At 72.5% G+C, this 24,743-nt stretch carries 19 protein-coding genes and 2 pseudogenes; 9 read left to right on the top strand and 12 right to left on the bottom strand.

From position 1 onward, the window contains the following. The first annotated feature begins 58 nt into the window (after positions 1 to 58). The 3 genes from QQY24_RS18675 (at position 59) to pth (ending at position 2,511) form a co-directional block, all read left to right on the top strand. Positions 59 to 1,039, top strand: a complete 981-nt coding sequence (locus QQY24_RS18675) for a ribose-phosphate diphosphokinase (RefSeq protein WP_301973830.1) — start codon at positions 59 to 61, stop codon at positions 1,037 to 1,039. Between the two features lie 212 nt (positions 1,040 to 1,251). Continuing rightward, a complete protein-coding gene (locus QQY24_RS18670) occupies positions 1,252 to 1,839 on the top strand; it encodes a 50S ribosomal protein L25/general stress protein Ctc (RefSeq protein ID WP_301973829.1) in 588 nt (195 codons plus the stop codon). A 69-nt stretch (positions 1,840 to 1,908) separates the two neighbouring features. Next, entirely contained in the window at positions 1,909 to 2,511 is a 603-nt protein-coding gene (gene pth / locus QQY24_RS18665) for an aminoacyl-tRNA hydrolase (protein WP_301973828.1), read from the top strand. 334 nt (positions 2,512 to 2,845) lie between these two features. Here pth and ppc read toward each other — a convergent pair whose 3' ends face one another. Continuing rightward, positions 2,846 to 5,578: a phosphoenolpyruvate carboxylase gene (gene ppc / locus QQY24_RS18660; protein ID WP_301973827.1), complete on the bottom strand. Its 2,733-nt coding sequence runs from the start codon at positions 5,576 to 5,578 to the stop codon at positions 2,846 to 2,848. A gap of 301 nt (positions 5,579 to 5,879) precedes the next feature. On the opposite strand from ppc, the gene QQY24_RS18655 reads away from it, so the two are divergent. Together QQY24_RS18655 and QQY24_RS18650 are read left to right on the top strand one after the other, a co-directional pair. After that, on the top strand, positions 5,880 to 6,887 hold the full coding sequence (locus QQY24_RS18655; RefSeq protein WP_301973826.1) for an acyl-CoA desaturase: 1,008 nt from the start codon (positions 5,880 to 5,882) through the stop codon (positions 6,885 to 6,887). After that, entirely contained in the window at positions 6,884 to 7,561 is a 678-nt protein-coding gene (locus tag QQY24_RS18650; RefSeq protein ID WP_301973825.1) for a TetR/AcrR family transcriptional regulator, read from the top strand. The genes QQY24_RS18655 and QQY24_RS18650 overlap by 4 nt, the downstream gene beginning before the upstream one ends. Positions 7,562 to 7,610: 49 nt before the next feature. Here QQY24_RS18650 and QQY24_RS18645 read toward each other — a convergent pair whose 3' ends face one another. After that, positions 7,611 to 8,423 (bottom strand): trans-aconitate 2-methyltransferase, encoded by an 813-nt coding sequence (locus QQY24_RS18645; protein ID WP_301973824.1) that lies wholly within the window; start codon positions 8,421 to 8,423, stop codon positions 7,611 to 7,613. Between the two features lie 88 nt (positions 8,424 to 8,511). Here QQY24_RS18645 and QQY24_RS18640 point away from each other — a divergent pair. Continuing rightward, positions 8,512 to 9,008 (top strand): annotated as a pseudogene (locus tag QQY24_RS18640) (MarR family winged helix-turn-helix transcriptional regulator). A 112-nt stretch (positions 9,009 to 9,120) separates the two neighbouring features. On the opposite strand, the gene QQY24_RS18635 reads toward QQY24_RS18640, so the two are convergent. After that, positions 9,121 to 9,858, bottom strand: a complete 738-nt coding sequence (locus QQY24_RS18635) for a response regulator transcription factor (RefSeq protein WP_301973823.1) — start codon at positions 9,856 to 9,858, stop codon at positions 9,121 to 9,123. A gap of 256 nt (positions 9,859 to 10,114) precedes the next feature. Here QQY24_RS18635 and QQY24_RS18630 point away from each other — a divergent pair. Beyond that, positions 10,115 to 10,569: pseudogene (locus tag QQY24_RS18630) on the top strand (GNAT family N-acetyltransferase). Between the two features lie 14 nt (positions 10,570 to 10,583). Here QQY24_RS18630 and galK read toward each other — a convergent pair. The 3 genes from galK to galT are packed head-to-tail and all read right to left on the bottom strand — an operon-like array spanning position 10,584 to position 13,770. Then, entirely contained in the window at positions 10,584 to 11,750 is a 1,167-nt protein-coding gene (gene galK / locus QQY24_RS18625; protein WP_301973822.1) for a galactokinase, read from the bottom strand. After that, positions 11,750 to 12,712 (bottom strand): UDP-glucose 4-epimerase GalE, encoded by a 963-nt coding sequence (galE, locus tag QQY24_RS18620; protein WP_301973821.1) that lies wholly within the window; start codon positions 12,710 to 12,712, stop codon positions 11,750 to 11,752. The genes galK and galE overlap by 1 nt, the downstream gene beginning before the upstream one ends. Continuing rightward, the gene (gene galT / locus QQY24_RS18615) at positions 12,709 to 13,770 is read right to left on the bottom strand and encodes a galactose-1-phosphate uridylyltransferase (protein ID WP_301973820.1); all 1,062 of its coding nucleotides are present in this window, start codon (positions 13,768 to 13,770) and stop codon (positions 12,709 to 12,711) included. Before galT ends, galE begins: the two co-directional genes overlap by 4 nt. 203 nt (positions 13,771 to 13,973) lie before the next feature. Between galT and QQY24_RS18610 the strand changes: the two genes are divergently transcribed. Then, positions 13,974 to 15,665 (top strand): sodium:solute symporter family protein, encoded by a 1,692-nt coding sequence (locus QQY24_RS18610; RefSeq protein WP_301973819.1) that lies wholly within the window; start codon positions 13,974 to 13,976, stop codon positions 15,663 to 15,665. Between the two features lie 21 nt (positions 15,666 to 15,686). Further along, on the top strand, positions 15,687 to 16,058 hold the full coding sequence (locus QQY24_RS18605; protein ID WP_301973818.1) for a hypothetical protein: 372 nt from the start codon (positions 15,687 to 15,689) through the stop codon (positions 16,056 to 16,058). Between the two features lie 68 nt (positions 16,059 to 16,126). Here QQY24_RS18605 and QQY24_RS18600 read toward each other — a convergent pair whose 3' ends face one another. The 6 genes from QQY24_RS18600 to rsmA form a co-directional block, all read right to left on the bottom strand. Next, entirely contained in the window at positions 16,127 to 16,801 is a 675-nt protein-coding gene (locus tag QQY24_RS18600; RefSeq protein ID WP_301973817.1) for a response regulator transcription factor, read from the bottom strand. Positions 16,802 to 17,031: 230 nt separating this feature from the next. Further along, positions 17,032 to 18,867, bottom strand: a complete 1,836-nt coding sequence (locus tag QQY24_RS18595; RefSeq protein WP_301973816.1) for a PQQ-binding-like beta-propeller repeat protein — start codon at positions 18,865 to 18,867, stop codon at positions 17,032 to 17,034. A 91-nt stretch (positions 18,868 to 18,958) separates the two neighbouring features. Next, positions 18,959 to 20,686 carry a PQQ-binding-like beta-propeller repeat protein gene (locus tag QQY24_RS18590; protein WP_301973815.1) on the bottom strand — a complete coding sequence of 576 codons (1,728 nt, stop codon included), beginning with the start codon at positions 20,684 to 20,686 and terminating at the stop codon, positions 18,959 to 18,961. A gap of 286 nt (positions 20,687 to 20,972) precedes the next feature. Beyond that, entirely contained in the window at positions 20,973 to 22,781 is a 1,809-nt protein-coding gene (locus QQY24_RS18585; protein WP_301973814.1) for an ABC-F family ATP-binding cassette domain-containing protein, read from the bottom strand. Positions 22,782 to 22,906: 125 nt separating this feature from the next. Then, positions 22,907 to 23,809, bottom strand: a complete 903-nt coding sequence (locus tag QQY24_RS18580; protein ID WP_301973813.1) for a 4-(cytidine 5'-diphospho)-2-C-methyl-D-erythritol kinase — start codon at positions 23,807 to 23,809, stop codon at positions 22,907 to 22,909. Continuing rightward, positions 23,806 to 24,678 carry a 16S rRNA (adenine(1518)-N(6)/adenine(1519)-N(6))-dimethyltransferase RsmA gene (gene rsmA, locus QQY24_RS18575; protein WP_301973812.1) on the bottom strand — a complete coding sequence of 291 codons (873 nt, stop codon included), beginning with the start codon at positions 24,676 to 24,678 and terminating at the stop codon, positions 23,806 to 23,808. The genes QQY24_RS18580 and rsmA overlap by 4 nt, the downstream gene beginning before the upstream one ends. Positions 24,679 to 24,743: the final 65 nt, after the last annotated feature.

Genomic DNA, 24,743 nt, shown 5'->3' with positions numbered 1-24,743 from the left:
CCAGCCGAGAGGTCGCTCGAACAGCCGGCTGGCTGAGACACCTCTAGGAGACAGTGCTGTGACCGGGATCAAGACGACCGGCGAGAAGAAACTGATGTTCTTCTCCGGCCGCGCCCACCCCGAGCTTGCCGAGGAGGTCGCCCAGCAGCTGGGTGTCGGGGTCGTCCCGACGAAGGCCTTCGATTTCGCCAATGGTGAGATCTACGTGCGGTACCAGGAGTCGGCGCGCGGTGCGGACTGCTTCCTGATCCAGAGCCACACGGCTCCGATCAACAAGTGGATCATGGAGCAGTTGATCATGATCGACGCGCTGAAACGTGCGTCGGCGCGTTCGATCACGGTGATCGTGCCGTTCTACGGTTACGCGCGGCAGGACAAGAAGCACCGGGGCCGTGAACCGATTTCGGCGCGGCTGATCGCGGACCTGATGAAGACGGCGGGTGCGGACCGGCTCCTGACCGTGGACCTGCACACGGACCAGATCCAGGGCTTCTTCGACGGGCCGGTCGACCACCTGTTCGCGTTGCCGCTGCTGGCGGACTACGTGGGCCGCAAGGTGGACCGGAGCAAGCTGACGGTGGTGTCGCCGGACGCGGGCCGGGTGCGGGTGGCGGACCGGTGGTGCGACCGGCTCGGTGCGCCGCTGGCGATCGTGCACAAGCGGCGCGACAAGGACGTGGCGAACCAGGTGACCGTCCACGAGGTCGTGGGCGAGGTCGAGGGGCGCGTGTGCGTCCTGGTGGACGACATGATCGACACGGGCGGGACGATCTGCGCGGCGGCGGACGCCCTGTTCGCGCACGGTGCCGAGGACGTGATCGTGACGGCCACGCACGGCGTGCTGTCGGGTCCGGCGGCGGACCGGCTGAAGAACTCGCGGGTGAGCGAGTTCATCTTCACCAACACGCTGCCGACGCCGGGTGAGCTGGGTGCGGACCTGGACAAGATCACGGTGCTGTCGATCGCCCCGACGATCGCGAGTGCGGTGCGCGAGGTGTTCGAGGACGGCTCGGTGACGAGCCTCTTCGACGAGCAGTGAGGTTTCCGCACCCCCCGCGCCGGCGCTAGCCGAAGATCCTTTTGGGTACGGCCTCCTTCTCCGAGTAGACTGCTGCAGTTGCTCGGCGAGGGAGGCCGTACTCGTGTACGCGAACGTACGCGGTCACGGTGGTCCGTTATCGACGCGCTCTTCGTAGCAGGCCGTTCGTGGCCGGGTGACCACGTCCGTTCCCGTTCCGAGGAGTGATCGACATGTCCGAGGTCAAGCTCAGCGCCCAGACGCGCACCGAGTTCGGCAAGGGCGCCGCCCGCCGCATCCGCCGTGACAACAAGGTTCCCGGCGTGCTGTACGGCCACGGTGCCGACCCGCTGCACCTGACCCTGCCGGGTCACGACCTGCTGCTGGCGCTGCGTACGCCGAACGTCCTGATCGCGCTCGACATCGACGGCGAGTCGAACGAGCTGGCGATCCCGAAGGCCGTGCAGCGCGACCCGCTGAAGGGCTTCCTGGAGCACGTCGACCTGCAGCTGGTCAAGCGCGGCGAGAAGGTCACGGTCGAGATCTTCGTCCACACCGAGGGCGAGCTGGCACCGGGCGGCAACCTGCTGGAGCACGTGCTGAACGCGCTGCCCGTCGAGACCGAGGCCACGCACATCCCCGAGTCGGTCACCGTCTCCGTCGAGGGCCTGGAGGCCGGCGCCTCCATCCTCGCCAAGGACATCCCGCTCCCGTCCGGCACCACGCTGGCCGTCGAGGAGGACACGGTCGTCCTGCAGGTCCTGGCCTCGCAGGCCGAGGAGTCCACCGGGGGCGAGGAGTCCGAGGGCGCCGAGGCCTGATCCCGCCGTCACCATCCGGTCAGCCGCTGCCCCCGGTGGGGGTGGCGGCTGGCGCGCATTCAAGGAGACATGGACGTGACCACCCCTGCAAACGCCCCCTGGCTCGTCGTCGGGCTCGGCAATCCGGGGCCGGAGTACGCCATGAACCGGCACAACGTCGGCTTCATGGTGGCGGATCTGCTCGCGGAGCGGATCGGGGGGAGGTTCAAGCGGGCGGGCAAGGCGCAGGCGCAGGTGCTGGAGGGGCGGATCGGTCCGGTGGGGCCGGCGAACCGGCGGGTGGTCCTGGCCAAGCCGATGTCGTACATGAACCTCTCCGGCGGTCCGGTGAACGCGCTGCGGGACTTCTACAAGGTGCCCCTGGCACAGGTCGTCGCGGTCCACGACGAACTGGACATCGACTACGGCACGCTGCGGCTGAAGCTGGGCGGCGGCGACAACGGGCACAACGGCCTGAAGTCGATGACGAAGGCGATGGGGGCGGACTACCACCGGGTGCGGTTCGGGATCGGCCGGCCGCCGGGGCGGATGCAGGTGGCGGACTTCGTGCTGAAGGACTTCTCGTCGGCGGAGCGCAAGGAGCTGGACTACTTCGTGGACCGGGCGGCGGACGCGGTGGAGTGCCTGGTGGTCGAGGGGCTCCAGCGGGCGCAGGATTCGTACAACTCGTGAGCCGGGGGACGTCGCCGGTGTGCGGGGGCCTTGGGGGGCCGCGCGGCACGTGGTGCGGGCCGGGGGGCGCGGGCGCGGTGCGCTGAGGACGGTCCGGCCGGGACCGGACGGCGTCCGGTGCGTCCGGGTGCCGTCCGGCGGGGCGCTGCCGCCGGCCGCGGTGGCGGTCGCGGGCGGCCGGCGCGGGTGCCGGCCGGGTCGGGCGCGGCGCCACCGGCGACGGTTTCCGCGGGGGTGCGGGGCGCTGCCGGTGTGCCGGGGCGGCCGGGTGGCGGGAGGAGCGTGCCCCCGGGGACCGTGCGGTCCCCGGGGGCACGCGTGTGCCGCGGGCGGGTCAGCCGGTGTTGCGCAGGCCGGCGGCCACGCCGTTGACGGTGAGGAGCAGGGCGCGGGCGAGCAGCGGGTCGGGGGAGGTGCCCGCCGCGGCGGCGTCGCGCTGGCGCTTGAGCAGGGTGACCTGGAGGTAGGAGATGGGGTCCAGGTAGGCGTCGCGGATGGCGAAGGTCTGCTTCAGCACCGGCTGGGCGGCCAGGAGTTCGTCCTCGCCGGTGATCCGGAGGACCTCGCGGACGGTCAGCTCGTGCTCGGCCCTGATGGTGTCGAAGACGTGCCTGAGTTCGTCGGGGACGAGGGTGTCGACGTAGTGGCCGGCGATCCGCAGGTCGGTCTTGGCGAGCGTCATCTCGACGTTGGAGATGAAGTTGCGGAAGAAGTGCCACTGTTCGCGCATCTCGTCGAGCACGGTGTCCAGGCCGGCCTCGCGCAGTGCCTTCAGGCCGGAGCCGACGCCGAACCAGCCAGGGACGATCTGCCGGGACTGGGTCCAGCCGAACACCCACGGGATGGCGCGCAGGCCGTCGAGGCCGGCGCCGGAGTCGGGCCGGCGGGAGGGCCGGGAGCCGAGGTGGAGGTCGGCGAGCTGGTCGACGGGGGTGGAGGCGAAGAAGTAGGCGGGCAGGTCGGGGTCCTCGACCAGGCGGCGGTAGGCGGCGTGGGCGGCGTCGGAGACGATGTCCATGGCCGCGTCCCAGCGGGCGAGTGCCTCGTCGGACTGGCGGGGCGCGGTGTGCAGGGCGGAGGCCTGCAGGGTGGCGGCGACGGTCAGTTCGAGGTTCTCCCGGGCGAGGGAGGGGATGAGGTACTTGTCGGAGATGACCTCGCCCTGCTCGGTGACCTTGATCTCGCCCTCTAGGGTGCCCCAGGGCTGGGCGAGGATGGCGTCGTGGGAGGGGCCGCCGCCGCGGCCGACGGTGCCGCCGCGGCCGTGGAAGAGGCGCAGGCGGACGCCGTAGCGGTGGGCGACGTCGCGCAGGCGGCGCTGGGCGCGATGGATCTCCCACTGGCTGGTGGTGATGCCGCCGAACTTGGAGGAGTCGGAGTAGCCGAGCATGACCTCCTGGACGTCGCCGCGCAGGGCGACCAGGCGCCGGTAGGAGGGGTCGGAGAGCATGTCCTCCAGGATGGTGTCGGCGGCGCGCAGTTCGTCGGTGGTCTCCAGCAGCGGCACGATGCCGATCCTGGCCCAGCCGGCGTGCAGGTCGACGAGGCCGGCCTCGCGGGCGAGGACGGCGGCGGCGAAGACGTCGTCGGCGCCCTGGCACATGGAGATGATGTAGGACTCGACGACCTCGGGGCCGAAGACCTCCAGGGCGCGCTTGACGGTCTGGAAGACGCCGAGGGTCTTCTCGCCGGCCGCGTCGACGGGGGCCGGGGTGGGGGCGAGGGGCCGCCGGGAGCGCAGTTCCTTGGCGAGGAGCTTGGCCCGGTACTCGCGGGGCATGTCGGCGTAGCGCCAGGACTCCTCGCCGAGGCGGTCGAAGAGCTGGCCGAGGGCGTGGTGGTGGGCGTCGGCGTGTTCGCGGACGTCCATGGTGGCGAGCTGGAGGCCGAAGGCGGCCAGGGTGCGGATGGTGCGGTTGAGGCGGCCGGCGGCGAAGAGGCCGCCGCGGTGTTCGCGCAGGGAGGTCTGGATGAGCCTGAGGTCGGCGAGGAGTTCGGCGGTGCCGAGGTAGTCGCGGCCGTCCTGGTGCGGGGTGCCCTTGGCGAGGCGCTGCTTGGTGTTCTCCAGCTTCTGCCGGACGCAGGTGGCCTTGAGCCGGTAGGGCTCCTCGGCGTTGAGGCGCTTGTAGCGGGGGCTGATCTCGGGCAGGCGTTCGAGGTCGGCCCGCAGGGACTCCAGCAGTTCCTCGGTGGCGCCCGTGTAGCGGATGGAGTTGGAGAGCAGGCCGCGCAGTTCGTCGATCATCTCCAGGGCGTCGTTGATGCCGTGCTCGTGCTGGAGGATGAGGACGTCCCAGGTGACCTGGGGGGTGACGTTGGGGTTGCCGTCGCGGTCGCCGCCGATCCAGGTGCCGAAGGTGAGCGGGCGGGCGTCGTCGGGCAGGGTGACGCCGACGCGCTCCAGTTCGGCGGTGAGGTCCTCCAGGACGTCGCCGACGGCGTCGGCGTGCAGTTCGTCCAGGTAGTAGATGGCGTTGCGGGCCTCGTCGGCGGGTTCGGGGCGGACCACGCGCAGTTCGTCGGTCTGCCAGACGAGGTCGATGTTCTCGGCGAGGCGGACGTCGTGGCGGCGGCGGTCGGAGTCGAGGACGGGGGTGTCCAGGAGGGCGGCGATGCGCCGGAGCTTGTTCAGCACCGACCGGCGGGCGGCCTCGGTGGGGTGGGCGGTGAAGACGGGGCGGACGTTGAGGTGCTGGACGGTCTGCTGCAGGTGCTCGGGGTCGGCCTCCTTGAGGCGGTCGGCCGTGCGGGCGAGCAGGCCGCCCTCGGCGGCGCGTCTGGCGCGCAGTTCGCGGCCCCGGTGGACCTGCTCGGTGACGTTGGCCAGGTGGAAGTAGGTGGAGAAGGCGCGGACCAGCTTGGCGGCGGTCTCCAGTTCGGTGCCGCGCAGCAGTTCGGCGGCGGCCTCGCCGTCCTCGCGGGTGAGGCGGCGGACCTTCTCGACCAGGTCGAGGAGTTCGGGACCTTCCTGCCGTACGAGGGTCTCGCCCAGGAGGTCACCCAGTCGACGGATGTCGGCGCGCAATGCGCTGCTGGTCGTGGTGGTCTGGTCGTCGGCACTGCTCACAGGTGCGGCTCCTTGCAGTGTTGAAGCTCGTCTGGGAGGGAACCCGGGCACCACGTCCGTCTGGCGGCGGTGCCGCTTACGGGCCTGGACGTCCGGGAAGGAAGTCAGAGCGGACCGCGCTGTCCGACCGACTCCAAGGATAGGTGTCCACTCGGACGCGCAGGCTCTCGGGCTCTTGCCGCCGGACGACGCGCTGCCATACTTACGATGCCGTAGGTTACGGAACCGTAGGAATGAAAGCTCCACCCCCACGGCCCGCGGCCCGGCACCGCCCAGACCCTCGACCCCACAGGGGACGCGCATGACCTCGAGTTCCGACCTGATCGACGAAGCCCGCAGGACCACCGGCACCTCCTCCGCCTCGGCCACGCTGGGCGGTGAGCAGAAGCGTTCCATCGAGCAGATCACGCTGCTGCTGTTCATCACCGTGCCGTTCGTGGCGCTGGTGGCGGCCGTGCCGCTGGCCTGGGGCTGGGGGGTGAGCTGGCTCGACCTGGGCCTGCTGGTCTTCTTCTACTTCCTCACCTGCCACGGCGTGACGATCGGGTACCACCGGTACTTCACCCACGGCTCCTTCAAGGCGGCGCGGCCGCTGCGGATCGCGCTGGCGATCATGGGTTCGATGGCGGTCGAGGGACCGCTGGTGCGCTGGGTGGCGGACCACCGCCGGCACCACAGGTTCTCCGACGCCGAGGGCGACCCGCACTCCCCGTGGCGGTTCGGGGAGACGGTGCCCGCGCTGATGAAGGGCCTGTGGTGGGCGCACATCGGCTGGCTGTTCGACGAGGAGCAGACCCCGCAGGACAAGTACGCGCCCGACCTGATCAAGGACACCGCGATCCGGACGATCTCCCGTCAGTTCGTCCTGTGGACGGCCGTCTCGCTGGCGCTGCCCGCGCTGATCGGCGGTCTGGTGACGGCGTCGTGGTGGGGCGCGTTCACCGCGTTCTTCTGGGGGTCACTCGTCCGGGTGGCGTTGCTGCACCACGTCACGTGGTCGATCAACTCGATCTGCCACGCGGTGGGCAAGCGCCCGTTCAGGTCCCGGGACCGTTCGGGCAACGTGTGGTGGCTGGCGGTCCTGTCCTGCGGCGAGTCCTGGCACAACCTGCACCACGCCGACCCGACCTCGGCCCGCCACGGTGTGATGCGCGGCCAGCTCGACTCCTCCGCGCGGTTCATCCGCTGGTTCGAGCAGCTCGGCTGGGCGCACGACGTGCGCTGGCCGTCACGCTCGCGTATCGATTCGCGCCGTGACACCGGGGAAGGCGGTTCCCGGCACCGGGGGGCGGGCGCCGAGGCGGCATGATTGACGCCGTGGCGACCGACTCCAGCAGCACCCCGAGCAATGACAAGCCGCGGCGTGCGCGTCGCACCCGCATGACCGGCGCCGAGCGCCGCCAGCAGCTGCTGGAGATCGGTCGCGTCCTCTTCGCGGCCAAGGGCTTCGAGGGCACCTCGGTGGAGGAGATCGCGGCGAAGGCCGGGGTGTCCAAGCCGGTGGTGTACGAGCACTTCGGCGGCAAGGAGGGACTGTACGCGGTGGTGGTGGACCGCGAGATGCGCTGCCTGCTGGACATGGTGACCGGCTCGCTGACCGCCGGGCACCCCCGCGAACTGTGCGAGCAGGCGGCGTTCGCGCTGCTCGACTACATCGAGGAGTACACGGACGGCTTCCGCATCCTGGTCCGCGACTCCCCCATCCCGCAGTCCACGGGGTCCTTCGCCTCGCTGATCTCCGACATCGCCACCCAGGTGGAGGACATCCTGGGCCGGGAGTTCAAGTCCCGCGGCTTCGACCCCAAGCTCGCCCCGCTGTACGCGCAGGCCCTGGTCGGCATGGTCGCGCTGACCGGCCAGTGGTGGCTGGACGTGCGCCGGCCGAAGAAGGCGGAGGTGGCGGCCCACCTGGTGAACCTGGCGTGGCACGGCCTGGACGGGCTGGAGCAGAAGCCGCGCCTGATCGGGCACCGGAAGAGCTAGCCGGGTCCCGCGCCGGCCACCGGCTCCGGGGCCCTGGGGCCCCGTTCGCTCACCCCTGCTTCACGGCCACCGCGAACAGCCGGCGGAACGGCAGGACCGTGCCGTACGGGGCGGGCGGGTAGGCCGCGCGCAGCAGGTCCCGGTACTCGGTGAGGAACGCGTCGCGGGCCTCGGGGTCGTCGGCGAGGGCGGTCAGGACGGGGCGCAGGCCGGTGCCCTTGGCCCAGTCCAGGACCGGGTCCTCGCCGGGCAGCACGTGGAAGTACGTCGTGCGCCAGACGTCGGTCGCGCAGCCGAGGCGGGCCAGGCGGTCCAGGTAGGCGCCGGGGGTGTGGACGGAGCCGGTCGCGCGCGGCACGCCGGCGAGGCGGCTCCGCCAGCGGGGACCGGCCGCGAGGCCGCGCATCAGGGCGTGCAGGGGGGCGTCGAGGTTGTCGGGCACCTGGAGGGCGAGGGTGCCGCCGGGCCGCAGGGCGGCGATCCAGTCGGGGAAGCGGTCGGCGTGGCCCGGCACCCACTGCAGGGTGGCGTTGGAGACGATCAGGTCGCAGGGCTGCCCGGGCGTCCAGGTGCGGGCGTCGGCGGGGGCGAAGCCGAGACGGCCGCCGCCCGCCGTGGGCCCCTCGTGGCCGGCGTGGGCCTCGTCCAGCATCTCGGGCGAGTTGTCGTAGCCGGTGATGTGCGCGGTGGGCCAGCGGTCGGCGAGCAGGGCGGTGACGTTGCCCGCTCCGCAGCCGAGGTCGGCGATGCGGGGCGGGTCGCCCGGGAGGGCGGGGACGCGGGCGAGGAGGTCGGTGAAGGGGCGGGCGCGGTGGCCGGCGTGGCGGAGGTACTGGGCGGGGTCCCAGGCGGGCGTCGTCATGTCGTCCACTGTCCCCGCCAATTTATCTCGATGTCAAGATAACCGGCGTCAAGAGACTTCATGTCGACACAACCACTACACTGATCCCATGGAGGACGAGGTCGATCGGCTGGTCGCAGCATGGCGCCGGGAGCGCCCGGACCTCGACGTGGAACCGCTCGAAGTGCTCAGCCGGGTGAGCAGGCTGGCCCGGCACCTGGACCGCGCGCGCCGGCTGGCCTTCGCCGAGCACCAGCTCGAACCCTGGGAGTTCGACGTGCTGACCGCGCTCAGGCGCGCGGGGACGCCGTACCAGCTCTCCCCGGGCAGCTGCTGACGCAGACCCTGGTCACCTCGGGCACGATGACCAACCGGATCGACCGGCTCGCCAAGAAGGGCCTGGTGGAGCGGTTGCCCGACCCGAACGACCGGCGCGGTGTACTGGTCCGGCTGACCGACACCGGGCGGGACCGGGCGGACGAGGCGCTGGCGGGCCTGCTGGAGCAGGAGCGCGCGATCCTCGCCGAGCTGTCCGGCGCCCAGCGCGGCGAACTCGCCGGCCTGCTGCGCCGGCTGACCGCCCCGTTCGACAACATCCCCGGCTAGGGTCCTTCGGCCGGGCCGGATCGGGGGGCGCGGTGCGGCACCGGGCCCGGCAGGATCCGGACGAAGGGTCCCGGTCCCGGCGACCGGCCGGGCGCGCGGGCGGCCCTTCCGGTCACCGCACCAGGTCCACCGGGCCGACCCCGGCCCGCCGCGCGAGTGCCACGGCGGCCAGCGTCGAGTGCACGCCCAGCTTGCCGAGGACGTTCTGCATGTGGGTGCGCACCGTGTGCGGCGAGAGGAACAGGTGTTCGGCGACGGCCTTGCGGCCCAGCCCCGCGACCATGCAGCGCAGCACCTCCCGCTCGCGCGGGGTCAGCGACTCCACCAGCCGCTCGCTCTCGGTGCGGTGCCGGCGCGTGGCCGTCAGCTCCCGCAGGACGCCGGTGAGCAGGGCGGGCGGCAGGTGGGTCTCCTCCCTCAGCACCCCCCGGACCACCGTCAGCAGCCGCGACAGCGAACAGTCCTTGGCGACCCAGCCGCACGCGCCGGCCTGCAGGGCGGCAGCCGCGCGCCGGGGGTCGTCCCGCTCGGCGAGGACCACGATCCGCACCCCGGGATGGGCCGAGCGGACGCCCGGGAGCAGGGAGATCCCGTCGGCCGGGCCCTCCTCGCCGCCCTGCCGCCCGGGCGCCGCCGGGCGGCCGCCGGGCGGCCGGCCGCCCAGGTCGGCGTCGACCAGCAGGACGTCGTAGCGGCGGTTCTCGCCGGCCGCCCGCTCCAGGCAGCGCAGCGCGGCCGGGCCGCTGCCGGCGGCGGAGACGTCGACGTCGGGCTCGGCGGCCAGCGCGGCGGCCAGGGACTCGGCGAAGATGCGGTGGTCGTCGACGACCAGGACTCGGATGCGAACCACGAAACCCCTTTCCCCGGGCTCCGCGCGGAGCAGGGGTACCGGCGGCCCGGAGAACGGCGGCCCGCGCGGACACGGCATCCGTGGAAGGACGCGCACCGCACGGCTGCCGCCGCGGACACCGCCGCCCCCACCGCTGGCGCCGTACCCGCCGGTCGCGTCCCCCATCGGTACCGGTCACCCACCGCGCTGCGACTCAGGGTACGGGCGGGGGCCGGGAGCGGGAGGAATTTCGCGGAACTGGCCACCGGGCGCGTTTATGGTGTGCCGCATGTTTCGAATTGAGGCGGAAGTCGACAAGACCCGGCGTGAGCTGCTCCGCTCCCGGCTGCTGGAGACCAACACGGCGGCGTCCCCCGTCCTCGCGGCCCTGCGCGGCACGCCCGGTGAGCGCGAGGCGCCGCTGCAGGTGTGGGCGTCGGACGACTCCGGCGGACTGGCCGGCGGCCTGGCCGGCCACACCTGGACGACCTGGCTGCACGTCACCTACCTGTGGGTGGACGCCCGCCACCGCGGCGCGGGGCTCGGCAGCCGCCTGCTGGCGGAGGCGGAGCGCATCGCCCGCGCCGAGCGCGGCTGCACCGCCGCCCGCCTGGAGACCTGGGACTTCCAGGCGCCGGGGTTCTACACGAAGCAGGGTTACGACGTGGTGTGCGTGATCCCCGACTACCCCCGGGGATCACGGAGTTCACGCTCACCAAGCGGCTGGGCTGAGCCGCCGCGCCGTCTCAGGCCAGCCTGCGCGCGCCGGCCGCCGGCACCGCCTCGAACACCCGGGGGGCCGTGAAGCCCGCGCCGGCGAAGGCCTCCCCGACCGCCTTGGTGAGGGTCTCGACGTCGGCGGCCTCCGCGAGGACGATCGCCGAACCGCCGAAGCCGCCGCCGGTCATCCGGGCGCCCAGCGCGCCGGCGGACAGGGCGGTGTCGACGACCAGGTCCAGCTCGGGGCAGGAGACGCGGAAGTCGTCGCGCAGCGAGGCGTGGCCCTCGGTGAGGACCGGGCCGATGGCGCGGGTCTCGCCGGAGCGCAGCAGGGCCACGGCCCGTTCCACCCGCCGGTCCTCGGTGACCACGTGCCGGACCAGGCGGCGGACCTCCTCCTCGTCCCCGAGCCGGGCCAGGGCGGCGTCCAGGCCGGCGTGCGGGACGTCCCGGAGGGCGTCGACGCCCAGCAGGGCCGCGCCCTTCTCGCAGCCCGCCCGGCGCTTGCCGTACTCGCCGCCGCTGTGGGCGTGCTTGACCTGGGTGTCGACCACCAGCAGGCGCAGGCCCTCGGCGGCGAGGTCGAAGGGGATCTGCTGCTGGGACAGGTCGCGGGTATCGAGGAACAGCGCGTGCCCCGACTCGCAGCAGGCCGACGCCGTCTGGTCCATGATCCCGGTCGGCGCGCCGACGTAGACGTTCTCGGCGCGCTGGCACAGGCGGGCCAGCCTCCAGCCCTGCAGGCCGAGGCCGTACAGGTCGTTCAGCGCGAGCGCGACCACGACCTCCAGGGCGGCCGAGGAGGACAGGCCGGCGCCGGTCGGCACCGTCGAGGACAGGTGGACGTCCGCGCCGGTGATCTCGTGGCCCGCCTCGCGCAGGGCCCAGACCACGCCCGCCGGGTAGGCGGTCCAGCCGCGGTCGCTCTGCGGGGCGAGGTCGTCCAGGCGCAGTTCCACGACGTCGTCCGCGACGTCCGCCGAGTGCAGGCGCAGGACGCCGTCGGTGCGGCGGGAGACCGCCGCCGTCGCCTGGTGCGGCAGTGCGAAGGGCATCACGAAGCCGTCGTTGTAGTCGGTGTGCTCACCGATCAGGTTGACCCGGCCGGGTGCCGCCCACACCCCCTCCGGCCGCGCCCCGTACAGCTCGGTGAAGCGCCGAGCCACCTGTTGGGCCACCTGCTGTGCCTCCACTACTGCTCCCTCGTGACGTTCTGCGCGAACTCCCACGCGTCCGCGACGATCCCCGCGAGGTCCGCGCGGGACGGGGTCCAGCCGAGCTTCTCGCGGGCGGTGTCGGCGGAGGCGACCAGGACCGCCGGGTCGCCGCCGCGGCGCGGGGCGGTGACCTCGGGGACCGGGTGGCCGGTGACCCGGCGGACGGTCTCGATGACCTCGCGGACGGAGAAGCCGTTGCCGTTGCCGAGGTTGCAGATCAGGTGCTCGCCCGGCCGGGCCGCGTCCAGGGCCAGCAGGTGGGCCTCGGCGAGGTCGGCGACGTGGATGTAGTCGCGGACGCAGGTGCCGTCCGGGGTCGGGTAGTCGTCGCCGTACACGGAGATCGCGTCGCGGCGGCCCTGGGCGACCTGGAGGACCAGCGGGATGAGGTGCGACTCGGGGTCGTGCCGCTCGCCGTGGGCGCCGTAGGCGCCGGCGACGTTGAAGTAGCGCAGGGACACCGCGGCCAGGCCGTGGGCGTGCGCCTCGCTGGTGATCATGTGGTCGACGGCGAGCTTGGAGGCGCCGTAGGGGTTGGTCGGCGAGGTGGGCGCCGTTTCGCGGATCGGGACCTGCTCGGGCTCGCCGTACGTGGCCGCGGTGGAGGAGAACACGAGCCGGCGCACGCCCGCCTCGCGCATCGCGCCGAGCAGCGCCATGCTGCCGCCGACGTTGTTCTCCCAGTACTTCTCCGGCTTCACCACCGACTCGCCGACCTGCGAGAAGGCGGCGAAGTGCAGCACGCCGTCGTAGGAGGCGTCCAGCCACTTGGCGGCGTCGCGGATGTCGCCCTCGACGAACGCCGCCCCGGCGGGCACGCCCTCGCGGAAGCCGGTGGAGAGGTTGTCGAGGACGGTGACCTCGTGGCCGGCCTCCACCAGGTGCTGGGCCACGACACTGCCCACGTATCCCGCGCCGCCTGTCACCAGGTACTTCATGAACTCGCTACCTCTCGCAGTCGCTCGGCCGCGCGCTCCGGCGGCACGTCGTTGATGAACACGTTCATGCCGGACTCGGAACCCGCGAGGAACTTCAGCTTGCCGGAAGTACGGCGGATGGTGAAAAGCTCGAGGTGGAGCGCGAAGTCGTCCCGCGACACGCCGTCGAACGCCGGCAGCGCGCCGAACGGGGCCTGGTGCCAGGCCGCGATGTACGGCGTCGGAGGCTCGCCCTCACCGAAGATACGGTCGAAGCGCTTGAGGAGTTCCAGGTAGACCCGGGGGAACTCCGCGCGCGCGGCCTCGTCGAGCGCGAGCAGGTCGGGCACGCGGCGCTTCGGGTACAGGTGGACCTCGTACGGCCAGTGCGCCGCGTACGGCACGAAGGCCGCCCAGTGTTCACCCTCCAGGACGACCCGCTCCCCGGCGAGTTCCCGTTCCAGGACGGCGTCGAACAGGTTCTGCCCGCCGTTCGCCTCCCGGTGGGCGGCGAGCGAGCGGAGCATCAGGGCGGTGCGGGGGGTGGTGAAGGGGTAGGCGTAGATCTGTCCGTGCGGGTGGCCCAGCGTCACCCCGATCTCGGCACCCCGGTTCTCGAAACAGAAGACCTGCTCCACGGAGGGCAGATGGGACAGCTCCGACGTGCGGTCCGTCCACGCGTCCAGCACCAGCCGCGCCTGTTCCCCGGTCAGGTCCGCGAAGGAGGCGTCGTGGTCGGAGGTGAAGCAGACGACCTCGCAGCGGCCGGAGTCGCCGGCGAGCGAGGGGAAACGGTTCTCGAAGACGACGACGTCGTAGGAGGAGTCCGGGATCTCACTGAGGCGCCCGCCGCGCGTCGGGCACAGCGGGCACTCGTCGGCCGGCGGGTGGTAGGTGCGGCCCTGGCGGTGCGAGGCGACGGCCACCGCGTCGCCGAGCAGCACGTCCCGGCGGATCTCGGACGTGGTGACGGTCCGCTCCAGCGGGCGCCGGTCGGCGGCGTCGCGCACGCTGTCGTCGCGGAGGTCGTAGTAGATCAGCTCACGACCGTCGGCCAGCCGGGTCGAGGTCTTCTTCACGCCGGGCTCCTTGTCCGCCGCCCCGAGGGGCTCGCCTGGGCTTGTGGACCCATGTACTCAACACAATCAAACATAACACACCACACTCGATCACCCCACTGACGATCACAATCCAACAAAGAACACCACTCGAACTGTTCAATCACTGAACACAGAGGCGTAGGTTCCGCACTGGATCAGTTCGCGCAACGAAGCGAGTACTCATGCAAACCCCCACATACGCCACCACAGAGCTGGCGGCGGAGCTACGGCTCCCCACCAACTGGCTGGACTACACGATCCTGGCGATCTACTTCGTGGTCGTCCTCGGCATCGGTTTCGCCGCCCGTCGCTCGGTGAAGACCAGCCTCGACTTCTTCCTGTCCGGACGCTCGCTGCCCGCCTGGATCACCGGCCTCGCCTTCATCTCGGCGAACCTGGCGGCCACCGAGATCCTGGGCATGGCCGCCAACAGCGCCCAGTACGGCGCCTACACCGTGCACTGGTACTGGATCGGCGCCATCCCGGCCATGGTCTTCCTCGGCCTGGTCATGATGCCCTTCTACTACGGCAGCAAGGTCCGCTCGGTCCCCGAGTTCCTGCTGCTGCGCTTCGACAAGGCCGCCCACCTGCTCAGTTCGGTCCTGTTCGCCTTCGCGGCCATCCTGATCGCCGGCGTCAACCTGTACGCCCTCGCGATCGTCGTCGAGGCGCTGCTGGGCTGGCCGCAGTGGGTGGCCATCGTGGTCGCCGGCGCCTTCGTGCTCGCGTACATCACCCTGGGCGGTCTGTCCTCGGCGATCTACAACGAGGTGCTGCAGTTCTTCGTGATCCTCGCCGCCCTCATCCCGATCACCGTGCTCGGCCTGAAGAAGGTCGGCGGCTGGGGCGGCCTGACCGACAAGCTCACCGCCGCCCACGGGCCCGACTTCACCACGGCCTGGGGCGGCACCGGCATCGGCAGCGTCAACCCGCTGGGCGCCAACTGGCTGACCATCGTCCTCGGCCTGGGCTTCGTGCTCTCCTTCGGCTACTGGACCACCAACTTCGCCGAGGTGCAGCGCGCCCTGTCCGCGAAGAACCTCTCCGCCGGCCAGCGCACCCCGCTCATCGCCGCCTACCCGAAGATCTTCATCGTCTTCCTGGTGATGATCCCGGGCCTGGTCGCCGCCGCGCTCGTGCCGAGGATCGGCACCGCCGGCTCGGACCTGCAGTACAACGACGCCATCCCCTACCTGATGCAGGAGCTGCTGCCCAACGGCGTGCTCGGCATCGCGGTCACCGGTCTGCTCGCCGCGTTCATGGCCGGCATGGCCGCCAACGTGTCGTCGTTCAACACCGTGTTCACCAACGACATCTGGGCCCGGTACGTGGTCAAGGGCCGGGAGGACGCGTACTACGTCCGCTTCGGCCGGCTGATCACCGTCATCGGTGTCCTCGCCTCGATCGGCACCGCGTTCCTGGCGTCGTCGTTCTCGAACATCATGAGCTACCTGCAGACGCTGTTCTCCTTCTTCAACGTGCCGATGTTCGTCGTCTTCATCGTCGGCATGTTCTGGAAGCGGGCGTCGATGAAGTCCGGCTTCTGGGGTCTGCTGGCCGGCACCGTGACCGCGATGGTCAACTACTTCGTGATCTACAAGCAGGGCATCGTCGACATCCCCTCCGACCAGGGCGCCAACTTCGTCTCCGCCATCGCGGGCTTCGTCGCCGGCGCGGTCGTCATGGTCGCGGTGTCCCTGTTCACCAAGCCGAAGTCGGCCGAGGAACTGCAGGGCCTGGTCTACGGCACCCGCTCCCCCGGTATGTCCGAGGCGCCCGCCGCCGGCGACGACGCCTGGTACCGCAAGCCGGCCCTGCTGGGCTGGGGCGCGGTCGTCCTCGCCGCCGCCTGCTACATCCCGTTCTCGATCTGATCGCGGGAGGATGAGGAAACCATGACCGATCACTCCGACCGTCGGCCCGAGCCCCAGCCCGGGCAGGGCCCCGGCGACTCCGGCCGCTCCGGCTACTCCGAGCAGGACGTCGCGCGGGAGGTCACCGAGCTGGAGGGCAAGTCGGCGACCGCCGCCCGCATCTTCGACCTGCGGCGCATTATCGGCGGGCTGTTCGTCCTGTACGGCGTCATCGTCACGATCGCCGGGATCACCGACTCCCGATCCGCCATCGACAAGGCCCAGGGCGTCAACATCAACCTGTGGACCGGCATCGGCATGCTGCTCCTGGGCGTCTTCTTCCTGGCCTGGCTGAAGCTGCGGCCCACCCCGCCGCCGCTCCCCCCGGAGGAGGAGCGGGGTTCGGCCGGATAGCGCGGGGCCGGCGGGGGCGGGGCCGGTCACGCGGCCCCCGCCCCCCGGGGGCGAGAGGGCCGGAGTCCTCAGGACTCCGGCCCTCTCGCCCTGTCCAGCAGGCCCGTGCGGGCGGCCAGGGCCGCCGCCTCCAGGCGGGAGCCCACTCCCAGTTTCACCAGGACCCGCTGCACGTGGGTGCGCGCGGTGCTGGGTGCTATCCCCATGCCGGCCGCGATGAGCCGGGTGCCCTCGCCGTCGGCGACCCGGACCAGGACCTCCACCTCGCGCGGGGTGAGCACCTGCAGCAGGCGCCGGCCCTCGTCATCGGGCTGGGCCGCCGGGTTGAGCAGCTCGCCGAACGCCCCCTGGAGCAGTTGCGGGGCGACCGCCGCCTCCCCCGCCCGCGCCTTGGCGATCGCCCGCTCCACGCCCTCGATGCGCTCGTCGTGCCGCACGTACCCCGACGCCCCCGCCGCGAAGGCCGCCGCGATGCCCCGCGGGGACGGCACCGGCCCCAGCACCACCACCGCCACCTGCGGCCGCTCCCGCTTGATCCGCACCACCGGGTCGAACACCCCGGGCCCGGCCGGCGCCGCCGTGCCCAGCAGGCACACCTCGGGCGCCCGCGCGATCACCAGCTCGGCGGCCCCCGCCGCCGGTGCCGCCGCCGCGAGGACCCGGTGCCCGCGCAGCTTCAGCGCCGAGGCGAGCGCCTCCGCGAGCAGACGGTGGTCGTCCACGACCATGAGCCGCACTCCCACAGAGCACCCCCTCAGTCCCCGCCCGTGGATGCCCCACTATGGACGCCCCCCGTCCGCACGGACAGGGGGCTCGCGGCCTCCGCCCCCCGTGCCCCCTGGAAGCTACACGCTCGTGCGCCCCGGTGCTGCCGCTATGGACGGGAAGTGCCCCGGATCGAGGAGATCCGGGGCACTTCCCGGTCGCCCCTGGCCGTCCGCCCCGGCGCACGGAAGCGCCGGGGGCGTACGGGTCAGCCGTCCGTGCCGAAGGCGATCACCAGGTCGTCGTCGCCGTAGGAGGACTTGTCGGCGTACACGGCCGACATGAACAGCCGGCCCTTGGCGTAGAGGATCTCCGCGAAGTCGGGCAGCATGCTGGTCTCCGCGTCCCTGACGCCCCGCGTGGCCGGGTTCTGCAGCAGCGTGGTCGCCTTGAAGGAGCCGCCGTCGACGCTGACGATCTGGCCGCCCTTGTCGTACGGCGGGCGCTTGTAGGCGAGCAGGTCGGTGCCGTCCATGCGCAGCGGGGAGAGCGTGGAGCCGTCGCCGGCCTCCAGGCGCTGGCCGGTCTGCTTGCCCGTGGCCAGGTCGAAGGCGATGATCTCGTTGGTCCGGGAGTAGTCGCCGCTGCCCTCGTGCTCCTCGGTGGGCACGTACAGCCTGCCGTTGCCGGCGACGACCTCCTTGCAGTCCTCGATGCGGCTGATGTCGTCGCACCGGCCGCCGTATTCGTCGCCGGGCGCGGAGATGCGGGTGAGCAGCTTGCCGGTCCTGTTGTCGATGGAGAAGTAGTCCGAGATGCCGCTGCCGTCGCCCGCGCTGTCGCCGACGTCGGCGGCCACCACGAGCGGGTCGGTGGAGACGATGCCGGCGTACTCGATGCCCGCGGCCATCTCGTACTCGGAGATCACCTTCCCGGTCCGCGGGTCGATGGTCTGGATGTGCAGCTGGCGGTTGTCGTAGCTGCCGCACTTGCGGACCGCGACCAGCTTGGTGCCGCCGCCGTACCCGGCGTCGTAGCAGGAGTCGCCCGGCTTCGGCCGCCACAGCGCCTTGGCCGTGTCGATGTCGAACGCGGCGCCGCCGTCGGTGCTGCCGACCGCGACGGTGTGCTGGGCGACGGTCACGTTCTGGAAGGTGACCGGGTAGTCACCGGACTCCACCGACCTGGTCCACAGCTTCTTGCCCGCGGCGAGGTCGATGGCGGCGACCTGGCTGCAGCCGGCGGAGGAGTTCTTCGCGGGCATCTTCGGCTGGAAGACGACCGCGGTCCTGCCGTTGTCGGTGACGTGCTCGCTGGCCGTGCACACCGGGCCGGGCAGCTTGATCGTCCACAGCTTGGTGCCCTTGGCGGGGTCGTAACCGACGATCTCGGCGATCCCGGCCTTGGCGTACACCGTGTCGGTCAGCCAGGAGCCCGACGTGACGACGGTGTCGTCCGTCTTGGGCATCGGGACCTCGAAGAGGACCTTAGAGGCGGTGTTCGAGGGCACCTCCTCCCGGCCGCCGGACGTCGTGCCCCCGGTGCCGCCCTTGTCGTCCGTGCCGGCGGTGCCGGCGGTGTCCTGCTTCTTGCCGTCGTCGCCGGAGGACTTGGCGTACCAGACCCCGCCGCCGATGATCAGGGCGATCGCGACGAGCGCCGAGACGACGATGGCCACCGCCGCGCTGTTCCGGCCGCCGCCGGACGGCACGGGCTGCGGCGGCATCGGCACGGTCGGCCGGCCCGGGTAGCCGTAGCCGGGCTGGGCGTACGGGTGGGGCGGCTGGCCGGGGGCCGGGGGCTGCTGGGCGTACGGGTTGTACGGCTGGCCGGGGTAGCCGTGGCCCGCGGGGGGCTGGGGCGGCTGCGGGGCCTGGGGCGCGTGCGGGTAGCCGTAGCCCGGCTGCGGCTGCTGGGGCGGCTCGCCGCCCGGCTGCTGCGGGTGGCCGTACCCGGGCTGCGGGCCCTTCTGCAGGCTCGGCGGGGCGGCCGGCGGGGCCGCGGGGGGTGCGGGCGGCTGGTCCCGGGGCGGGCCGAAACCGCCCTGCGGCGGCTGCGGGGGCTGGTTCGGCGGCTGGTTCGGCGGTGGGGGCGGCTGGGTCATGGCGGGGGTACCTCGGTGAAGCGCTCGGGGCCGGACGGCGGGACGACGGCGGGGCAGGGGCCGGTGGACGGACCGGGAAGCGGGCCGGGGCTCACTTGCCGAAGGCCATCATCAGCTTCTCCTTCGAGTCGTCGTTGCCGGACAGCCGGGTGGAGGAGATGAAGAAGCGCCCGCCGGACCAGTCGACGGCACCGTTGTAGAAGGTGTTCTCGATCTCGGCGGTGCCCGCGGGGTTCTGCAGCAGCTTGGCGGGGGTGTGGGAGGAGCCCGTGACCGGGATCGACACCACCTGGCCGCCGGCGTCGTAGGACGGCCGCACATAGGCGACGAGCCTGCCGCCCTCCACCTTCAGCGGCGACATCGACTCGTCCGTGGGCGACTTGACGCGCCACTTCTCCTTGCCGTCGGCGAGGCCGATGGCGACGATCTCGTTGGCGCCGGTCGTCGCGTCCGTGGGCAGGTAGAGCGTGTCGGCGTCCACGGCGACGCCCTGGCAGCCCTGCAGGTCGCGTTCGAGGATGGCCCAGCCGCAGCGGGGGGCGAACTTCTCGTCCACCTTGACCTCGGAGCGGAAGGTGCCGCCGGCGCCGATGGTGGAGATGTTCCAGGCCTTCTTGTCCTCGTTGGTCAGGTAGACCACGAGCGGGTCGAGGGAGTACGTCCGCGCGACCCGCCAGCCCTTCTTGACCGGCTGCGTCCACGTGGCCCTGCCGGTGGCCGGGTCGAGTTCCTGGATCTCGTCGTGCTCGTCGCTGCCGGCGGCGTCGCAGGACGCCACCTGGACCAGTCGGCCCTCGCCGCCCGCGAACGCGACCGGGAAGCAGTTCGTGCCGTACTTCTTCTTGTCGTACAGCTTCTTGCCGCTGTCGATGTCGTACGCCGTGCCCGACTGCGAGCGGCCCACCATCAGCGTCCTGCCGCTGATGCTCAGTTCGACGTTGAGCGCGCTGTCGAACAGCCCGCCGTCGGCGACCTCGCCGCTCCAGCCCTTCTTGCCGGTGCCGAGGTCGATCTGCTGGAGCTGGTTGCACTTGGCGCGGTCGCTGACGCCGCTCATGTAGGCCACGACGACCTTGCCGTCGGCCGACTGGCCCGGGGTGACCGCGCAGATCTTCTGCGGGAAGGCGATCGGGTCCCAGGCGGGGTTGCCGTCGCCGACGTCGTAGGCGAGGACCTGCTTGTACGCCGCCTTCACCGCGGTCCTGCCGGTGATCCACATGCCGGGTGCGTCGGCGCCCGACCCGGGGGCGTCCGGGGCCGACTTGTACCAGAGCACCTTCGCCTCGCCGGACGCGCGGCCCGCGTTGAGGTCGTCGGGGTCCTCGCCGCCGTCGCCGCTGCCGTCACCGGGATTGACCGGCGCGGCGGTCGCGGACTGCCCGCCGTCACCACTGGACCGGGCGGCCGGCTTCTTCGCACCGCCGTCGTCGCCGCCCGTGACCGCGTACACGGTGCCGCCGACGACCAGCAGCGCGGCCACCGCGGCACCGGCGATCAGGGCCGTCCTGCGCCCGGACGGGCCCCGCCCGCCGGGCGGGGTGCCGGGCGGACCCGGGTACGGCGGCTGCTGCGGGTAGCCGTAGCCGGGCTGGGGCGCGTACGGGCCGGGCTGCGGGGCCTGGCCGTACGGGCCGGGCTGGGCGTAGGGACCCGGCTGGGCGTAGGGGCCGGGCTGCTGGGGGTGGCCGTAACCGGGCCGCGGGGGCTGGGGCGGTGGCGGTGGCGGGGTCTGCGGGGCGCCGAATCCGCCGCCCCGCGGCGGCTGGTCCTGCGGTGCTCCGAAGCCGCCCCGCGGCGGCTGGTCGGGCGGCTGGGTCATCAGCGCTCTTCCCCCTCGTTCACTGATTTCTAGCCACGCCCCGAGGTTCGCGAAGGACCCAAGGCCGTACTCAGACGATTTTCAGACGGCTCTTTCTATCACTCGGTACCGACACCGCAGAGGCGTGGATTGCCGCTGTTCCCAAGGGAGGACCGCCTCGTGATGCCGCCGTTACGCGCCTTCACGCCCCCTTCACGCGGCACGCGCGACGGCACCGCGCGCGGCCTGATTCAGGCCGCGCGCGGATGGTGACGTCCGGCCGGACCGGGCTCCGTCCCCCGGGAACCTACGCGTCCTCCGCCAGTTCCAGCCAGCGCAGCTCCAGCTCCTCGCGCTCGCCGGCCAGGTCCCGCAACTGGGCGTCCAGTTCGGCCACCTTCGCGAAGTCGGTGGCGTTCTCGGCGATCCGCGCGTGCAGCGCGGTCTCCTTCTCGGAGATCCGGTCCAGCCGGCGCTCGATCTTCTGCAGTTCCTTCTTGGCGACGCGCTGGTCGGCGGCGTTCTTCTCGGTGGCGGCCGGCCTGGGCGCCGCGGCGGCGGTCTGCGCGGCGACCGCCTCCTGCATCCGCCGGCGCCGCTCCAGGTACTCGTCGATGCCGCGCGGCAGCATGCGCAGGGTGCCGTCGCCGAGGAGGGCGAACACGCGGTCGGTGGTGCGCTCCACGAAGAACCGGTCGTGGGAGATGACGACCATCGAGCCGGGCCAGCCGTCGAGGAGGTCCTCCAGCTGGGTGAGGGTCTCGATGTCCAGGTCGTTGGTGGGTTCGTCGAGGAAGAGGACGTTGGGCTCGTCCATGAGGAGGCGCAGCAGTTGCAGGCGGCGCCGCTCACCGCCGGACAGGTCGCCGACCGGCGTCCACTGCTTCTCCTTGCTGAAGCCGAACGTCTCGCACAGCTGACCGGCGGTCATCTCGCGGCCCTTGCCGAGGTCGACGCGCTCGCGCACGCGCTGCACGGCCTCCAGGACCCGCCAGTCGGGGTCGAGTTCGGCGACCTCCTGGGAGAGGTAGGCGAGCTTGACGGTCCGGCCGACGGCGATGCGCCCGCCCGCGGGCTGCGCCTCGCCCTCCGTACCGGCCGCGTCGGCCATGGCCCGCAGCAGCGAGGTCTTGCCCGCGCCGTTGACCCCGACCAGGCCGACGCGGTCGCCGGGTCCGAGCTGCCAGGTGAGGTGCTTGAGCAGCACCTTGGGCCCGGCCTGCACGGTGACGTCCTCCAGGTCGAAGACGGTCCTGCCGAGCCGCGAGGAGGCGAACTTCATCAGCTCGCTGCTGTCCCGGGGCGGCGGCACGTCCGCGATCAGCTCGTTGGCGGCCTCGACGCGGAAGCGCGGCTTGGACGTGCGGGCGGGGGCGCCGCGCCGCAGCCAGGCCAGCTCCTTGCGGACCAGGTTCTGCCGCTTGGTCTCCTCGGTCGCGGCGATCCGTTCGCGCTCGGCGCGCGCGAAGACGTAGTCGGAGTAGCCGCCCTCGTACTCGTACACGGTGCCGCGCTGCACGTCCCACATGCGGGTGCAGACCTGGTCGAGGAACCACCGGTCGTGCGTGACGCACACCAGGGCCGAGCGGCGGTTGCGCAGGTGCTCGGCGAGCCAGGCGATGCCCTCGACGTCGAGGTGGTTGGTGGGCTCGTCCAGGACGATCAGGTCCTGTTCCTCGATCAGCAGCTTGGCGAGCGCGATGCGGCGCCGCTCGCCGCCGGACAGCGGACCGATGACGGTGTCGAGCCCCTTGGGGAAGCCCGGCAGGTCGAGCCCTCCGAACAGTCCGGTCAGCACGTCCCTGACCTTGGCGTTGCCGGCCCACTCGTGGTCGGCCATGTCACCGATGACCTCGTGCCGGACGGTGGCCGCGGGGTCGAGGGAGTCGTGCTGGGTGAGCACGGCGAGCCGCAGGCCGCCGGAGTGCGTGACGCGCCCGGTGTCGGTCTCCTCCACCTTGGCGAGCATCCGGATCAGGGTGGTCTTGCCGTCGCCGTTGCGTCCGACGACGCCGATCCGGTCCCCTTCCGACACACCGAGCGAGACGCCGTCCAGCAGGGCACGGGTGCCGTACACCTTGCTGACGTTCTCGACATTGACCAGGTTGACGGCCATTTCACTCCTGTGCGCGGGGGTCGGTCAGCCTTCTAGCGTAGGCCCTGCGGGGGTGGGGCGGGGTGGGCGGGATCCGGCCGCCGGCCCCCGGAGGGTGGCGGCGCGGTCACCCGGCCGCCGGGCCCTCAGGCGGGCGGGAGCACGGTCGCGCCCGGCACCGGTCCCGCCGCCGTCCGCACCGCCCTGCAGGTGCCCGACGCCCGCAGCGCCCCGGCCACCTGCTCCGCCGCCCCGGCGTCGCGCGCGAGGAACGCCGTGGTCGGGCCGGAGCCGGAGACGAGCGCGGTGAGCGCGCCCGCCGCGCGGCCCGCGTCCAGGGTGCGGGCCAGGTCCGGGAAGAGGGACAGCGCGGCCGGCTGGAGGTCGTTGGAGACGGCCGCGGCCAGCAGGTCCGGGTCGCCCTCCGCCAGTGCCCGGAGCAGGTCCGGCGAGGCCGCGGGCGCGGAGATCCGCCGCCCCTCGGCCAGCCGGTCGAACTCGCGGAAGACCGCCGGGGTGGACAGGCCGCGCCCGGCCATCGCGAACACCCAGTGGAAGGTGCCGCCCGTCTCCAGGGCCATCAGCCGTTCGCCGCGCCCGGTGCCGAGGGCGGCACCGCCGACCAGGCTGAACGGCACGTCGCTGCCGAGTTCGGCGCAGATGGCGAGGAGTTCGGTGCGGGAGGCGCCGGCGTTCCACAGGGCGTCGCAGGCGAGCAGGGCGCCCGCGCCGTCCGCGCTGCCGCCCGCCATGCCGCCGGCGACCGGGATGTCCTTGACGATGTGGATGTGCACGGCCGGCTCCACGCCCCGCCGCCCGGCGAGCGCGAGCGCGGCGCGCGCGGCGAGGTTGGTGCGGTCCAGGGGGACCTGGCCGGCGTCGGGGCCCTCGCAGGTGACGCGCAGTTCGCGGGCCGGGGTGACGGTGACCTCGTCGTACAGGCCGACGGCGAGGAAGACGTTGGCGAGGTCGTGGAAGCCGTCGGGGCGGGCGGCGCCGACGGCGAGCTGGACGTTGACCTTGGCGGGGACGCGGACCGTGACGCTCACTGCTGACCGGACTCCTTGTGTTCGGCGATGCGGGCGAATTCCTCCACGGTCAGCGCCTCTCCCCGCGCCTGCGGTGAGACCCCGGCCGCGACGAGGGCCGCCTCGGCCGCCGCCGCGGACCCGGCCCAGCCGGCCAGTGCCGCCCGCAGGGTCTTGCGGCGCTGTGCGAACGCCGCGTCCACGACCGCGAAGACCTCCCGCCTGGAGGCCGTCGTCCTGATCGGCTCGGCCCGCCGCACGAGGGAGACCAGTCCGCTGTCGACGTTCGGGGCGGGCCAGAAGACGTTGCGTCCGATGGCCCCGGCGCGCTTGACCTCGGCGTACCAGTTGGCCTTCACGGAGGGCACGCCGTACACCCTGCCGCCGGGCGTGGCGGCGAGCCGGTCGGCGACCTCGGACTGCACCATGACCAGCGTCCGCTCGATGCTCGGGAAGGTGTCGAGCATGTGCAGCAGCACGGGTACGGCCACGTTGTACGGCAGGTTCGCCACCAGGGCGGTCGGGGCGGGACCGGGCAGCTCGGTGACGTGCAGCGCGTCGCAGTGGACCAGCGCGAACCGGTCGGCGCGGGCGGGCGTGCGCGCGGCGACGGTCGCGGGCAGCGCGGCGGCCAGCACGTCGTCGATCTCGACGGCGGTGACCCGGTCGGCGACCTCCAGCAGGGCCAGGGTGAGGGAGCCGAGCCCCGGGCCGACCTCGACGACCACGTCGTCGGGGCGGACCCCGGCGGTGCGGACGATCCGGCGGACCGTGTTGGCGTCGATGACGAAGTTCTGGCCGCGCTGCTTGGTGGGACGGACACCGAGCGCTGCCGCCAGCTCGCGGATGTCGGCCGGGCCGAGGAGGGCGTCGGGGAGGGGGCTGCTCACGGGACAAGGGTACGGGGGAGGAACGGGCCCTCCCGCCAGGCCTCGTCCTGCCCCGGTGCGCGGCC

Source organism: Streptomyces sp. TG1A-8, assembly GCF_030499535.1.
Taxonomy (GTDB): Bacteria; Actinomycetota; Actinomycetes; order Streptomycetales; family Streptomycetaceae; genus Streptomyces.
Note: the sequence above shows the minus strand (reverse complement) of the source record. Positions and strands in the feature narration are given on the sequence as shown.